Annotated in this window: 12 protein-coding genes; 10 read left to right on the top strand and 2 right to left on the bottom strand. The window is 72.5% G+C overall.

What is annotated here, in order from left to right; all coding sequences use genetic code 11:
• Positions 1-34 precede the first annotated feature (34 nt).
• A complete protein-coding gene (locus LUM46_RS15500) occupies positions 35-586 on the bottom strand; it encodes an arsenate-mycothiol transferase ArsC (RefSeq protein WP_274995037.1) in 552 nt (183 codons plus the stop codon).
• A 495-nt stretch (positions 587-1,081) separates the two neighbouring features.
• On the opposite strand from LUM46_RS15500, the gene LUM46_RS15505 reads away from it, so the two are divergent.
• The 7 genes from LUM46_RS15505 (at position 1,082) to LUM46_RS15535 (ending at position 9,645) form a co-directional block, all read left to right on the top strand.
• Positions 1,082-2,803 (top strand): DUF4012 domain-containing protein, encoded by a 1,722-nt coding sequence (locus LUM46_RS15505; protein ID WP_274995039.1) that lies wholly within the window; start codon positions 1,082-1,084, stop codon positions 2,801-2,803.
• A 126-nt stretch (positions 2,804-2,929) separates the two neighbouring features.
• On the top strand, positions 2,930-3,490 hold the full coding sequence (locus LUM46_RS15510) for a hypothetical protein (RefSeq protein WP_274995041.1): 561 nt from the start codon (positions 2,930-2,932) through the stop codon (positions 3,488-3,490).
• A gap of 127 nt (positions 3,491-3,617) precedes the next feature.
• On the top strand, positions 3,618-5,156 hold the full coding sequence (locus LUM46_RS15515) for a sugar transferase (protein WP_274995043.1): 1,539 nt from the start codon (positions 3,618-3,620) through the stop codon (positions 5,154-5,156).
• 113 nt (positions 5,157-5,269) lie between these two features.
• Positions 5,270-6,349 (top strand): glycosyltransferase, encoded by a 1,080-nt coding sequence (locus LUM46_RS15520; RefSeq protein ID WP_274995046.1) that lies wholly within the window; start codon positions 5,270-5,272, stop codon positions 6,347-6,349.
• Positions 6,346-7,836, top strand: a complete 1,491-nt coding sequence (locus LUM46_RS15525; protein ID WP_274995048.1) for a lipopolysaccharide biosynthesis protein — start codon at positions 6,346-6,348, stop codon at positions 7,834-7,836. Before LUM46_RS15520 ends, LUM46_RS15525 begins: the two co-directional genes overlap by 4 nt.
• A gap of 49 nt (positions 7,837-7,885) precedes the next feature.
• Positions 7,886-9,022, top strand: a complete 1,137-nt coding sequence (locus LUM46_RS15530; protein WP_274995050.1) for a glycosyltransferase family 4 protein — start codon at positions 7,886-7,888, stop codon at positions 9,020-9,022.
• On the top strand, positions 9,019-9,645 hold the full coding sequence (locus tag LUM46_RS15535; RefSeq protein WP_274995051.1) for a serine O-acetyltransferase: 627 nt from the start codon (positions 9,019-9,021) through the stop codon (positions 9,643-9,645). Before LUM46_RS15530 ends, LUM46_RS15535 begins: the two co-directional genes overlap by 4 nt.
• A gap of 18 nt (positions 9,646-9,663) precedes the next feature.
• On the opposite strand, the gene LUM46_RS15540 is transcribed toward LUM46_RS15535, so the two are convergent.
• Positions 9,664-11,442 (bottom strand): tyrosine-protein kinase domain-containing protein, encoded by a 1,779-nt coding sequence (locus tag LUM46_RS15540; protein ID WP_274995052.1) that lies wholly within the window; start codon positions 11,440-11,442, stop codon positions 9,664-9,666.
• A 205-nt stretch (positions 11,443-11,647) separates the two neighbouring features.
• Here LUM46_RS15540 and LUM46_RS15545 point away from each other — a divergent pair, with 205 nt between their 5' ends.
• The 3 genes from LUM46_RS15545 to LUM46_RS15555 are packed head-to-tail and all read left to right on the top strand — an operon-like array spanning position 11,648 to position 14,693.
• A complete protein-coding gene (locus LUM46_RS15545; RefSeq protein ID WP_338109895.1) occupies positions 11,648-12,688 on the top strand; it encodes a glycosyltransferase in 1,041 nt (346 codons plus the stop codon).
• Positions 12,685-13,845, top strand: coding sequence for a hypothetical protein (locus LUM46_RS15550; RefSeq protein WP_274995054.1), 1,161 nt, complete (start codon positions 12,685-12,687; stop codon positions 13,843-13,845). The genes LUM46_RS15545 and LUM46_RS15550 overlap by 4 nt, the downstream gene beginning before the upstream one ends.
• The gene (locus LUM46_RS15555) at positions 13,842-14,693 is read left to right on the top strand and encodes a glycosyltransferase family 2 protein (RefSeq protein ID WP_274995055.1); all 852 of its coding nucleotides are present in this window, start codon (positions 13,842-13,844) and stop codon (positions 14,691-14,693) included. Before LUM46_RS15550 ends, LUM46_RS15555 begins: the two co-directional genes overlap by 4 nt.
• The last annotated feature ends 42 nt before the right edge of the window (positions 14,694-14,735 follow it).

Genomic DNA, 14,735 nt, shown 5'->3' on the forward strand with positions numbered 1-14,735 from the left:
CGTCGGTCGCGCGCCGCCGGGTGAACTGCGCCGGTCAGGCGCGCAGCGCCGCCATCATCGGGGTCAGGGCGTCGAGGATCTGGTCGTAGCAGCGGCGGTAGGTGGCGGCGGAGCGCTGGTAGGGGTCGACCACGCCGTCGTCGTGGTGGCGGCCGACGTGCCGGGGCCGCTCGAGGAGCGCCGCGGGAAGGAGCGCCGCGAGCCGGGCCGCGTCGTCCTGCCCGGCGATCGAACCCGGGACGAGGGTGGTGGACAGCCGCCCCAGCTCCGCGACCGTGACGGTGCGGCGGACGGCGGACGGTACCGACTCGACGACCCGGGCGCGGTGCTCCGGGGTCAGGGCGAGGACCAGGTCGGCCTGCTCGACCAGGTCCGGGGTCAGCTGCCGCGCGGCGAAGTCGGCGGGCGGGAAGCCGCCGGCCGTCAGGAGCTCCGCCATGGGCTCGGCGATCGGGCGACCCACCAGCGCGTTCGTCCCTGCGCTGCCCACGGTGACGGACGGGTCGAGGACACCACGCAGCAAGGTCTCGACGGCGGGGGACCGGCAGATGTTGCCCGTGCAGACGGCGAGCACGGTAAGCGACATAAAAGATGCCCCTCTCGAAATCTGTGGTAAGCCCGGCGCCATTCTAACCATGCATTACTTTGCCTTGACCCGGCGTCATGCGCATGACGTGGAAAATCGCCCGGCAATGGTCGCCGTCAATGCAAACGGGTGAATTCCGCCGCGCTCGTTCGGCAGGTGACGGGTAACGTGACGCGCACCGCGCTGACACAGCCATCAGGAGGTCCGGTGACACATCCTGGATGGGGCGACAAGTGGGCGGACGCGCCGGTGTTTCCGCTCGCTGGCAGCCCGTCTCAAAATACGCAAACCGACAGGAATTCCGGCGAGGGCGCCAAAGTTCTGCCGCTCAGAAAGCCCAGGTCGCCCGGCCCGGACGACCCGGACGGGCCGGCGGCCGGACGCCTCGCCACGGTCACGCGGGCGCGCCCCGCGCCGCCGGCACCGGCACCGTGGAAGAAGCCGCCGCTGCCCAAGCCGGCATTCTGGACCCGGCGACGGCGCCGGAACCTGAAGGTGGCGGCGCTGAGCCTGGTAGCGCTGCTCGTCCTCCTCGCGGTCCTCGTCGCCTGGGTGGCGCTGGACGCCCTGCGGGCCCGGGACTCGCTGGAGCAGGCCGCTCGAGGCGTCTCCACGCTGCAGACCGACGCCGTCGCGGGCCGCACGGAGCAGCTGGACAGCACCGTGACCGAGCTGCAGAGGCATGCGGCAGACGCGAAGGACGCGACGGGCGGGCCGCACTGGTCGCTGGCCGGGAGGCTGCCCGGCGTCGGGCCCACGGTGGAGGCGGTCGCGACGATGGCGACGGTGGTCGACGGGCTCGCCCGAGGGCCGTTGCCACAGCTCGCGGAGGTCGTGGAGGTGGCTGATCCGGCCACCTTCGCGCCGCACGGGGGGCGCGTGGACCTCAGGCCCCTGGAGGGCGTGGCGCCGGACGTGGTGCGCGCCGACCAGTCCGTGGCGTACGCCCTGCAGCGCGTCGAGGGCATCAACCGCTCGCCCGTGCTGCCGCAGGTGTCGGCTGCCGTCTCCGACCTGGAGCAGCAGCTTGCCGACCTGCGGATGTCGACGGCGACGGCGGCGCGTGCGGCGCGGCTCATCCCGCCGATGCTGGGCGCCGACGGGCCCCGGGACTACCTCGTGCTCGTGCAGAACAACGCGGAGCCGCGGGCGCTGGGCGGCATCGTCGGGACCGTGCTGGTGCTGCATGCCGACCGGGGCAGGATCGAGCTCACGGAGCAGATGCCCGCCAGCCAGGTGGGCCCGTTCAAGCAGCCGCCCGCGGAGCTGACGGAGGACGAGCAGGCGGTGTTCGGCGACAAGGTCGGCCGGTGGATGCAGAACGTGACGTCGACCCCCGACTTCCCCCGGGCGGCGGAGATCGCGCGTGCGATGTGGGCACGGGAGACGGGGCAGACGGTGGACGGCGTGCTCGCCGTCGACCCGGCCGCGCTGGCCGAGGTCCTCAAGACCGACGGCCCCGTGGCCGTCGGCTCCGGCGAGCGTCTGCTGGGCGAGGACCTGGTGAGCTATCTGGTCAACGGCATCTACCTGACGGAGACGCCGGACGGCGCCGACCTGATCTTCGCCGACGTCGCGGAGTCGGCGTTCGCGTCCTTGTCCTCGGGGTCGGGCGAGCCGTCCGGGATGGTCGACGCCCTGGCGGTCGCCGCGCGCCAGGGCCGGCTGCTCGTGTGGTCGGCGGACCGGGCGGAGGCGGACCTGCTCGAGGGCACCGTGCTCGACGGCGGCCTGCGTGGGGTGAACGGCTCCCGCCCCGTGGTCGGCGTCTTCACCCACGGCCTGCAGATGGCCAAGATCGGCTACTACCTCGACACCGCGGTGGACGTCGTCGAGCGGGGCGTCCGGTCCGACGGGGCCCGGGAGCTCGACGTCACCGTCACGTACACGTCGCGTGTCGACGAGTCCGACGCCGCCGGTCTGCCGGACTACATCGTCGGTCGCGGCGAGAGCGACCCGGGCCTGATCCGGCTGCGTTCCATCGTGTATGCACCGGCCGGCGGCGCAGTCGTCCAGGCGTCCGAAAACTCGGAGAAAATTGGGATTTCGCCGCAAAAGCACGATGAACTGCAAAGAGTATTCGATGACATAGAACTTCACCCTGGCGAGACAGCATCTGTGACCTATGCCATTATCTCTGGGAAGCACCAGGACGGGGATGTCATTCTCCGCACGACGCCGGGTCCTCGACCCGTCGAAGTGTCGATAAGGAAATGACTCCGGCCGGCTGATCGGCCCGATTTCGGGCGTGCGTGTTACCGCGCTGGATATGCCGGGCACGCAGACCGGTGCATTGGCACCTATCACGTGCAGCAGAAAGTCACTATCCAGAGGGACAGGGCAATGCTTCGACGCTTTATCAGCGCTATGACGATCGCCGCGGCGGTCGTGCTGGCACCGGCCGGGGCCGCGCACGCGGGTCAGGCGGACACCGACTACGGCGAGTACCCGTGCGTCATCACGTTCGACAGCCAGACGGTGACGGTGAACGAGCCCTTCGGCTTCACCGTCGAGTGCGCGGACATGGCGGGCGCTACCGTCACCGTGCAGATCTCCTTCGCGGGTGAGGCCGCGGGAGCCGACGAGGCCGTCGACGTGGCCGGCGCCGAGTCGGCGACTCTCATGCTCGACGACAACGGCACGGCCACCGAGACCGCCACCGTCTCGGCGGCGGGCGACTACACGGTGCAGGTCCTGGACGCGAGCGGCGAGCCGCTCTCCGAGACCTACACGATCACCGCCGTCGCGGCGGGCACCGGTGGCGCCGCGGGCGGTGGCGACGGCGGTACGGGCCTCGCCGCCACCGGCTCGACCAGCCTCCCGTACCTCGCGGTCGCGGGTGGGCTCCTGGTCGTCGGCGTGGTCGCGATCGTCGTGAGCCGGATCCGGGCTCGCCAGAACTGATCAGCTCGAGGCCGCCTGCGCGTGGCCTTCCGACCGACCGTGCGCCGCACCTCACCGTCGAGGTGAGGCGCGGCGCACGGCCGTTCTCAGTGCACCCAGCCTTGATGTACCTGTCCAGGGGAGTGCCGTGACCATCGGGAACCATCCGAACGCCGCCGACGTCGATCGCGAAGCAGCCGAGCTCACGAAGCAGCTGGACCACGAGGCCGCACGGCTCTCGGCGTCGATGACCGCACCCGCCCCACGCCGTGGCCCGGCTGCCCCGTGGCAGCAGATCGTCACGGGCAGGGCCCTCTTCGTGGACATCGTCGCCGTGGTGGCGGCCGTGACGATGGGCTACGTGCTCCGCTTCGACCGGCAGGTCCAGGTGGAGCTCTTCGAGCCGCGCGGCGGCCAGTACGCGCTCATCTCCGTGGTGCTGGCCGAGGCGTGGGTGATCGCGCTCGGCCTGGCCGGTACGCGCAGCCCGCGCATCCTGGGCTCGGGCCGTGAGGAGTACGTCCGTGTCGCCCGGGGCACGCTGGCGCTCTTCGGCCTCACCGCGATCGTGTGCTACCTCGTCAAGTTCGACCTCGCCCGGTCGTACGTGGCGGTGACCCTGCCCGTCGGTCTGGTGTTCCTCGTCGTCGGGCGGCGGATCCTCACGGCCCGGCTGCACGCGGAGCGCGCGCACGGACGGTTCCAGCGGCGCACGCTGGTCGTCGGAGCGCGTGACGCGGTGCTCGACCTCTGCCGTCGGGTGGACCGTGCGCACGAGGCGGGCTTCCTGGTCGTGGGCATCTGCATCCCGGGCGGCGCCGGGATGCCCTCGCCCGTGACCGGGGTCCCGGTGCTCGGCCGTGTCGAGGACGCCGCGGAGGCCGCCCGGGCGATCGAGGTCGACGTCGTCGCCGTGACGGCGTCCGACCGTGCCACCCCTGCGGCACTCAAGCAGCTGGCCTGGGACCTCGAGGCCACCGGCGCGGAGCTGGTCGTCGTCCCGGCGCTGGCCGACGTCGCGAGCCCGCGCCTGCTGATCACGCCGGTGGACGGCGTGCCGGTGGTGCAGGTCTCGCCGCCCGGCTACACCGGCCTCCAGCACGCGATGAAGCGGGTGTTCGACATCGTGGTCGCGACGCTGATCGGTGCCGTGGTCGCCGTGCCGCTGCTCGTGCTCGCGCTCTGTGTCCGCCTCACCAGCCCGGGGCCGGCCGTGTTCCGGCAACAGCGGATCGGGCTGAACGGCAGGCCCTTCACGCTCTACAAGCTGCGGTCGATGCGGTCGGACGCCGAGGCGCGCCTCAGCGAGGTGCTCGACGGCGACGTCGGCGTCTTCTACAAGCACAAGGACGACCCGCGCGTCACCCCGCTCGGCCGGTTCCTGCGCAAGTACTCGCTCGACGAGTTCCCGCAGCTGGTGAACGTGGTCAAGGGCGACATGAGCCTGGTCGGCCCTCGGCCGCAGGTCGCGCTCGAGGTCGCCCAGTACGACGACGCGCTGCGCCGCCGCCTGTTCGTCAAGCCGGGGCTGACGGGCCTGTGGCAGGTGAGCGGCCGGAACGACCTGACCATCGACCAGGGCACCCGGCTGGATCTCTACTACGTGGAGAACTGGAGCCTGCTGGGGGACATCGGGATCATGCTGCGGACCGCTCGCGAGGTCTTTGCGCCGAGCGGCGCCTACTGAACGCCCGGATGCGCGGCATTCGTCTCAGGAATACGATTTATAGCCATTGCCGGTGTTCGATTTTCGGAGTTTCTGCGGGTAGGCAATAGGGCATTTATGGTGAAAGGGACACGGTGCGCTGGAAGAGCGGTAGGAGCAGGACCGGCGGGTCCGCGGCTCCGGTGGACGTCGAGACCGCACGCGCCGTACGGATCCGTGTGCTCCACGTGCTGCCGGCCCCGAACGGCACCACGCAGTACGTCGACCACATGATCGGCGGGGCGCCGCCCGAGATCGAGATCCTGACCTTCTCGTGGTTCCGTGCGATCTTCGGGACGTACGACGTGCTGCACGTGCACTGGCCGGAGTTCCTCGTGCGCCAGCGGACTCCGGTCGGCAGGTTCGTCAAGGTAGCGCTCGCCTCCACGCTCCTGCTGCGGCTCGAGCTCACCGAGACCCCGGTGGTACGCACCGCGCACAACATCGCGCCGCACGAGTCCGGCGACCGCCTGGAGCGCTCCTTCCTGGAGGCGCTCGACCGTCGGACCGTGCTGTGGATCAGGCTCAACCCGACCACGCCGCTGCCGCCCGGGGTGCGGGACGCCACGATCCCGCACGGCCACTACCGGTCGGTCTTCCCGCCCGACCCCGCCACCAGGCCCGAGCCGGGCCGGCTGTTCCAGTTCGGCCTCGTCCGCCGGTACAAGGGCATCGAACGGCTGCTCGACGTGTTCCGTGCGGTCAACGACCCGGCGATGCGCCTGACCATCGTCGGCAAGTCCCAGGACGCGGCGCTCGCGGAGCACATCACGGCGGTCGCCGCGGCCGACGACCGGATAGAGGCCAGGCTCGAGTTCGTGCCCGACGACGTGCTCGCGCGCGAGGTGCGCCGTGCGGAGCTCGTGGTGCTGCCCTACCGGGAGATGCACAACTCGGGTGCGGCCCTGCTCGCGCTGTCCCTCGACCGGCCGGTGCTGGTCCCGCGCAGCGCTGCCACCGACGGCCTCGCCCGCGAGGTCGGCGAGGGCTGGGTGATCATGTACGACGGCGTGCTGCAGCCGGCGGACCTCCTGCGGGCCATGGCCGTCGCACGGCTGACCCGCGAGCGAGGGACCCGGCCCCACCTGGACGAGCGCGACTGGGAGCTGGTCGGCCGGCGGCACGCGGAGGCGTACCGCAGGGTAGTGCCGCATCGTGCCGGCCGGCGACGGTGAGCGGAACGTCCGTGGGCGCGGACCCGGCGCCTCTCGGCAGGCAGGCAGCGCGGGGCGGCGCCGTGACCATGGGCGGTCAGCTGCTCAAGGTCGGTGTCCAGGCGGTCTCGATCGTCGTCCTGGCGCGGTTGCTGGCTCCGGAGGCCTTCGGGTATCTGGCGATGGTGCTCGCCCTCGTCGGCGTCGCCGAGACGGTACGGGACTTCGGGCTGGCCAACGCCGCCGTCCAGGCGAAGACCCTGTCCGACGCCGAGCGCGACAACCTCTTCTGGCTGAACACCCTCATCGGCGCGGTGCTGACGGGAGCCGGGATCGCCTGTGCGCCCCTGGTCGCTGCCTTCTACGGACAGCCGGAGCTCACGGACGTGACCCGCTGGGTCTCGCTCAGCTTCGTGCTGAACAGCGTGGCCACGCAGCACCGCGCGAGCCTCGTGCGCGGGATGCGGCTGGGCGCCGCCGCGGTCGCCGACGTGGCCGGGCCGGTCGCAGGGCTGTGCGCGGCGATCCTGATCGCGGTGGCGGGCGGCGGCTACTGGGCGCTCGTCGCGCAGCAGCTCGTCGCCGCGTTCGTGATGTCGGCAGGAGTGATCGTCGCCGGCCGGTGGCTGCCCGGCCTTCCGCGGCGGGACGTCTCCGTGCGTCCGTTCGTGCGGTACGGCTCGAACCTGCTGGGCGCGCAGCTCCTCGGTTACGCCACTCGGAACATCGACACCGCGATCCTCGGCGTCCGGTTCGGCGCGGGTGTGGCCGGCCTCTACAGCCGCGTGTACCAGCTCATGGCGCTGCCGATCCGGCAGGCCACCTGGCCGGCCAACCGGGTGGCGCTCCCCGTGCTCTCCCGCGTCCACGACGACCCGCCGCGCTACCGCGAGTTCCTGCTCTTCGGCCAGACGATCCTGCTGCACACGATCGTCCCCGCGCTGATGCTGGCGGCCGCCCTGGCGGGACCGGTCGTCGAGGTGGTGCTCGGTGAGCGGTGGTCGGCCGCTGCCCCGGCCTTCGCGATCCTGGCGGTCGGCGGCGTGTTCGAGGCCGCCAACTTCGCTCCGAACTGGGTGTTCCAGTCGTCCGGGCGCACCGGTGCGCTCCTGCGGTTCACGCTGGTGACCCGGCCGGTGGTGCTGCTCGCCATCGGCGGCGGCAGCTTCTTCGGCATGACCGGCGCCGCGCTCGGCTACGCGGCGTCGACCGCGGTGGTGTGGCCGCTGGGCCTCTGGTGGGTCAGCAGGGCCACCGAGGCGCCGGCGCGGGCGCTGTTCTGGAACGGTGCCCGGGCCTTCGTGAGCCACGGCGCCGCCGCCGGGGTCGCGGGGCTGGTCGCCCGCCTGCTGACCGACCTGAGCCCGTGGCTCGTCCTCGTCGTCGGGATCCTCGTGTGGGCCGCGGTCCTCGCACTGCAGGCACTGCTGTGGCGCAGGCTGCGGTCGGACCTGGGGGTGCTGCGGCGCGGTGCGCGCCTGCTCTCGCGGAAGGGCACCGGCTCGTGACACCCCGGCTCGTGACAGCACCACTCGTGACAGCACCAGGAGGGCGCTCGTGAACGCAGGGACCAGGGTGACCCTGGTGTGGCTCGAGGGCGCGGCCGAGTCGGCCGCCGCCGGCGTGCACCTGGACGGGACGCTGAGACGCCTCGCCGCCCTCGGGATCCGGCCCGACCGGGTGGTCGCCCGGCGCGGGCGGTCCGGCGGGCGGTTCTCCCGGCTCGCCCGGCTGCTGCTGGACTCGGTGCGACAGCCTCGGCGCGGCGTCGTCGTCGTGCGCTGGCACCCGTTCGCGCTGCCCGCCCTGGTCGCGGCGCGGCTGCGCGGCGGGGCGTCCGTCGTCTGCGCCCAGGGTGTCCTGGCCGAGGTCGAGGCCGTCCACCCCTGGATCGGCCGCTCCCGGCTCATGCGATGGCTCGCCCTGCGTCCGCTCGTCGTGGCGGACCGGGTGGTCGCACCCTCCGCGGGCATCGCGCGCTGGGTGGTCCAGGTGACGGGCCGGCCCGCCCACGAGGTGACGGTCCTGGAGAACGGTGCCGACGTCGCCCTGTTCGCCGCAGCGCGGCGCGACCCGGAGCAGCCGCCCTACGGCGTGTTCGTCGGGAACCTCGCACCGTGGCAGGGGATCGGCGACCTCGTGTCCGCCGTGCGGCAGGTCGCCTGGCCGGACGGGCTGCGGCTCGTCGTGGTCGGCGACGGCGTCGAGCGCGAGCAGGTTCTCGAGGCTCGCGACGCCGGCGTCGAGTGGCGGGGCACCCTGGACCGGGCCGACGTCGCACGCGTGCTGGGCGGGGCGACGCTCGCCTTCGCCACGCGGGGCGCCGTCACGGCGAGCGCACAGGGCACCTCACCGTTCAAGGTGATCGAGGCCGCGGCCGCGGGCCTGCCGGTGGTGGCGACCGACGTGCCGGGGCAGGCCGAGGTGGTGCGCGACCTCGGCAACGGCGTGGTGGTGCCACCCGGCGACCCGGCCGCGCTCGCCGCGGCGGTGGCCCGGCTCATCGCGGACGACGGCTACCGCGACCGGCTACGGCAGAGCGCCGTCGAGCGGGTCGCCGCGTACGACTGGACAGCGGGGAGCGAACGGCTCGGTGCGGTGGTCGATGCCGCCGCACGCGCCGTCGGCCGCGCACGCTGGGGCCTGGGACGCCCCGCCGACTCGACGACGGAAGGACTGGTGGACACGCGATGACCCACGACACGACGGACGACACGAGAAACGGTACGAGGGACGGCACCGGCAGCACCGCGAGCACCGGCAGCAGCGACGGCGCGGCGCACGGTACCGCCGCGCCAGGGCCCCTGGGCCTCTTCGCGGACCTCCCGGCCAACCGGACCAGCGACGACCCCCGCCGCCCCGGCACCGCCGGTGTGCTGCCGACGGTCCTCACCCTGCGTTTCCTCGCGGTCCTCCTGTACCGCCTCTCCGCGCGGGCGGGCAGCTCCGTCCCGTTGCTCGGCTCGGTGGTCAAGCAGGTCAACCACGCGATCACGGGTGCGGACATCGCCTGGTCGGCGCGCATCGGGCCGGGGCTGGTGCTGTGGCACCCGACCGGTGTCGTCATCGGCGCCGGTGTGGTCATCGGCCGCGACGCCCGCGTGCAGCAGGGCATCACGCTGGGCGCCGCACGGTCGCGTACCGGGGTGGACGGCGACCCCGTGCTCGGTGACGACGTCTACGTCGGCGCGGGCGCGCGCGTCCTCGGGCCGGTCCGTGTCGGCGACCGGGCACGGGTCGGGGCCAACGCCGTCGTGCTCGCCGACGTCCCGGACGGCGCGTCCGCCGTGGGGGTGCCTGCCCGGGTCGTTCCCTGACGACCCGGGGTCACGCGGCTACCGGTGGCCCAGCCCGTTCCGGCTGGTCGTCGTGCGGTCCGAGACGCGGATCGTCTGCAGCTGGCTGGTGGGGGCGAGGCCCGAGCGCGGTCCCATGGCCTGGACCGGCGCCCAGACCGGGGCGACCCGCGGGGGCCGGGGCTCGGCGCCGTGCCGCGCGGGAAGGCCGTTCGCCGGCCCGCGGTCGGTCGTGGGAGCGCCGAGCGGGATGCGCTCGACGGGCTCGGCGGTCGGGCCGGGCCGGGCGGGCTGCACGGGCTGCAACGGGTGGGCGATCGAGACCGGTTCCGTCGAGCGCCGGGCCGGTGCGGGGTCCGTCGACCGGGGGACCGCCGTCGGCTCCTGGACGGGCGTGGGCCGCGCCGGCTTCCTCCTGAGGGGACCGCGGATCTTCTTGCCGGGCTTGCCGTCGGTGTCGTCGGTCCGCGGCTGGTACTCGTAGCCGTAGCTCGCGCCGTAGGCGTCCTCCCCGCGGCCCACCTTGTTCAGGACGATCCCGAGCACCCGGGCGCTGACGGCGGACAGGTTCGCCAGCGACTGCCGTAGCTGCTCGCGGCGGATCTGGCCGGCGCCCACGACCATGAGCACGCCGCTGGTCATCCGGGCGATCAGTGCGGCGTCGGTGACGGGCTGCAGCGGCGGGGTGTCGATGATGACGTAGTCGAACTGCTCGCTCAGCTCCTCGATCAGCCGGGCCATCGTCTTCGAGCCGACGAGCTCGGCGGGGTTCGGCGGGACGGCGCCCGACGGGATGACGAACAGGCCGGCCGAGCCCCACGGCTGGACGACGTCGTCGACGGTGGCCCGCTGGATGAGGAGCGTCGTGAGCCCCACCGACCCCTCGATGCCGAGGTAGCCGGCGACCGAGGGCCTGCGCAGGTCGGCGTCGATCAGGAGGACCTTCGCGTCCGCGTCGGCGAGCGTGATGGCGAGGTTGATGGCGGACGTCGTCTTGCCCTCGTTCGGCACCGACGAGGTGACGACGAGCGCCTGCGGGCCGCCGTCCAGGTCGAGGAACTGCAGGTTCGTCCGCAGCCGCCGGAACGCCTCGGACCGCGTGTGGTAGGGGCTCGTCTGGACGACCAGCGGGTTCTGCTTCGCCTCGTCGTCCATGGTGATGGTCCCGATGACCGCTGAGTCGGTGACGGCGCGCAGGTCCTGCTCCGACCGCACCCGGGTGTCGGCGATCTCGCGCAGGACGGCGAGGGCGATCCCGAGCGCCGTGGCCAGGAGGAAGCCCACCAGGACGAGCACGGGGATGTTCGGGTAGCTCGCGGAGCCCGGGGTGACGGCCTCGCGGACGAGCTGCAGCTGGACCGGGGAGTCGCCGGTCCGCTGCGGCGTCTCCAGCTCGTCGACGCGTTCCGCGAGGCTCTCGGCGACCGTGTTCGCGATCCGTGCGGCCTCGGTCGGGTCGGCGTCGGTGGCGGTGATGTCGACGAGGACCGTGTCGGTCACCGGGCTCGCCTGGACCCGTGAGCCGAGCTCGCCCGGGGTCGTGTCGAGGCCGAGCTCTTCGATCACCGGGTCGAGCACCTGCGGGCTCCGCACCAGGTTGGCGTACGACACGACCCGGCGCTGGACATAGGTGGTCCCTGTGGCCAGCTCGGACGTCGACTCCGCGCCGTGGAACGACACGAATACCTGGGAGGAGGTCGTGTACATCGGTGTCCGCGTGAATGCGAACAGGCTGGCCAGCACGATTCCGGCAAGCGCGATAGCGGTGACAGGAACCCAGTGCTGACGGATGATCCGGAGGTATTCGGTAACGTTCAACGCGTTCCCCTGATGATGCACGATCGTTTGGTTTCGGTCGGCCGAGAAGCGCGCCGATCTGCCTCGCACAGATTCGTATACTGGGTCCGTTCCCGCGCCTACCTGCGCTTCCGTTGGTAATCTAACTGACGTTCGGTTGAAGCGCGCCCGCTGGGATTTATGTCCTTTTCGGGGCGAAATCTGAGGACGCCACGGAGGGCCGCAGTTGCGAATTCTGCATGTCACGGACCGGTATTCCGGGGGCGTCGGTCGCGCGATCGACCGCATTACCGAACTGGTTCCCGAGGCCGAACATCATCTGTTGTCCACCGGCATCGAGAGCACGGACGGGCGTGGTGTCTACCGCGGCACCGCCCGGCTCCCGGACGGGACCGCGGCGCGCGTGCAGGCGGTCCGCCGGACGGTCGACCAGCTGGCGCCCGACGTCGTGCACGCGCACTCGAGCTGGGCCGGGCTGTACACGCGGGTACGGAGACTGCCGGTCCCCGTCGTCTACCAGCCGCACTGCTACTACTTCGAGCGGCCGAACCTCGTGGGGCCGGTGCGCCGCTCCGTGCGCCTCCTGGAGCGGGCGCTGGCCGCGAACGGCTCCGTCGTCGCGGCGGTGAGCCCGCGCGAGGAGCTCCTCGCCCGGTCCATGGGCGTGCGCGACGTGGTGCGCATCCCCAACGCGCCGTCGTCGGCGGCGGTCCGGGAGGCGGGGGCGCGGTCCGGCACGCCTGCGGGCAGCCACCGCACCGTCACGATGGTCGGCCGGGTCGTCGCCCAGAAGGACCCACGGTTCTTCGCGGAGACCGCGCGGGTCGCCCAGCAGCTCGGCCTCGGGCTCTCCTTCCGCTGGCTGGGCGACGGCGACCAGACCCTCGTCCGTGAGCTGAGGGACGCGGGCGTCGAGGTGACCGGCTGGCTCACCGCCGACGACGTCATGCGCCAGATGGCGGCCTCCGACGTCTACCTGCACTGCGCCTCGTACGAGGGGTTCCCCATCAGCGTGCTCGACGCCGCCCGGGTCGGTCTGCCGACCATCGTGCGCGAGATCCCGGCGTTCGAGGGGGCGCGCCTCACCGCCGTCGGGTCACCGGCGGAGGCCGCCGTCGCCGCGCACGCCGCCGTCGTGGACCCGGGGCGGCGGCTCCGCATGATCGAGTCGGGCGACCGGCTCGTCGGCGAGATGGACGAGTCGGCCCTGCACGACGGCGTCGTCACGGCGTACGCGATGGCCACCGGAGGGGCCCTGGTGTCGTGACGGCCGCCCGGGTCGCCGCCCTGCGCGAGGTCGACCACGATCGCGCGATCAAGCAGCTGCTCGTGGCGCTGTTCCTGGTCGGCAGCGCGTGCTACGTGCTGCTGGGCAGCCCGTTCGTCCCGGAGCGGTTCCTGTACGACAGCAAGAAGATCGCGACGATCGCCGGCGGCTACCAGGGCTACGACTCGGACAAGTCGTTCAGCACGGTCGGCACCATCTACCGCGAGCTGGGCCTCGCCGACCAGCCGATGTGGGCGGGGCTGCTCGGCTACCTGCTGTTCGTGGCGGTGCTGCTCGTCTCGCTGCGCGACAGGCTCGGGAACGCGGGGCTCCTGTCGCTCGCACTCCTCGCCGGCACGACGGTGCTCGCCGTCGTGTATGTGGGCACCTACTCCAAGGACGTGTTCGTGCTCCCGATCGCGCTGATCGCCCTGTGGCGCCGCCGCGGGATCTGGCCGGAGGTCGTGCTCGTCGGCGCCATGGCGTACTACGCGCACGAGTTCCGCGACTACTGGTACCTGGTCATCGGCGGCTACATCGGGTTCCGGGTGGTCATGGCCCGGCGGTTCTCGGTGCGCAGGATGATCGGCGCGGCGCTGGCGGCGCTCGTCGTCCTCTCCGTCGTCTTCCAGAACTACCTCGGGGTGGAGCTGGACTTCTACCGGACCAAGGTCAACGAGGTCCGGATCGGCGACGTCGACACGCGCACCCTGATCGAGCCGTTCTTCGATCTGGAGGGTCCGGTCGGCAGCTTCCTCAACTCGGCGATCGTGCTCCTGACGTTCGCGGTACCGCTGCCGCTCATCGTCCGGCTCTCGCCGTACTACCTGCTGGTCGCTGCCTTCCTGGTGGTCCTGTGGTTCATGTTCGCCCGAGCGGTGCACCTGTCGTCGGCCGAGTCGCGGACCGACCCGCGCTGGGCGCGGCTGGTGGCGCTGGTCCTGGGCCTGACCGTGGTGCAGAGCGTGTTCGAGCCCGACTACGGGTCGTACGTGCGACACCTGACGCCGCTGCTGCCGCTGATGCTGGCGGTCATCCTGTGGCGCTCGCCCGCCTCCGCCGCACCGGCTCCCGAGACGGAGGCCGAGACTCCGGCCGAGGATGCGGCCCGTACCCCGGTCGAGACCTCGGCCCGGACCTGGGTCGAGACGCGATGAGACCGCCCGTCTACTCCGTGGTGATCCCCTGCCGGGACGGGGCGGCGACGCTCGGCAGGCAGCTGGAGGCCCTCGCCGGCCAGGACTTCGGCGGTGGCTTCGAGGTGGTCGTCGCGGACAACGGCTCGCGGGACGGGAGCCGCGGAATCGTCGAGTCGTTCGCCCGGACGGACCGGCGCTTCCGGTGCGTCGACGCCGGCGCGAGGCCGGGTATCAACCACGCGCGCAACGTCGGGGTGTCGCACGCCAAGGGCGACTTCGTGCTCCTGTGCGACGCCGACGACGTCGTCACCCCGGGCTGGATCTCGGCGATGGACCGCGCACGCCGGTCGGGGGCCGCCTGCGTCGGGGGAGTCGTCGAGCGGCGGCTGCCCGACGAGACGGTGGTCGCCACCGACCCCGGCGTCTACACCCACCTCTGGCAGGTCCCGCGCCCGATCGGCGCGAACTGCGGCTTCGCCCTGGCCGCGTACGCCGCCGTCGGCGGGTTCGACGAGTCCCTGCTCGGGGGCGGCGACGAGTCCGACTTCTTCTACCGCGCCCACCTCGCGGGGTACCGCACGCAGGCGGTTCCCGACGCCGTCGTCGTCTACTACGAGCGCGACGGCCTGCGCGCCCTGGCCCGGCAGCACTTCCGGTACGGCCGCCAGTCCGTGCGGATCTACCAGCGGTTCCGGGCCGCGGGCCTGCCCCGGCTGCCCGTGTGGCGCGTGCCGGCCACGGTGGCCGGCGGGCTCGCGCGGACGCTCTCGCGCGACCCGCTCGTGCGCCGGCGCGGGGTCAAGCGGCTCGCGGTGACGGCCGGCCGTGTGGCGGGGAGCCTGGCGGACCGCACGCTCTTCGTCTGAGGCTCCTCGCTCCCCGGTGCGTCGCACGGCGCCTGCCGGCCG

This window comes from Promicromonospora iranensis (assembly GCF_028994805.1).
In the GTDB taxonomy this organism is placed as follows: domain Bacteria; phylum Actinomycetota; class Actinomycetes; order Actinomycetales; family Cellulomonadaceae; genus Promicromonospora; species Promicromonospora iranensis.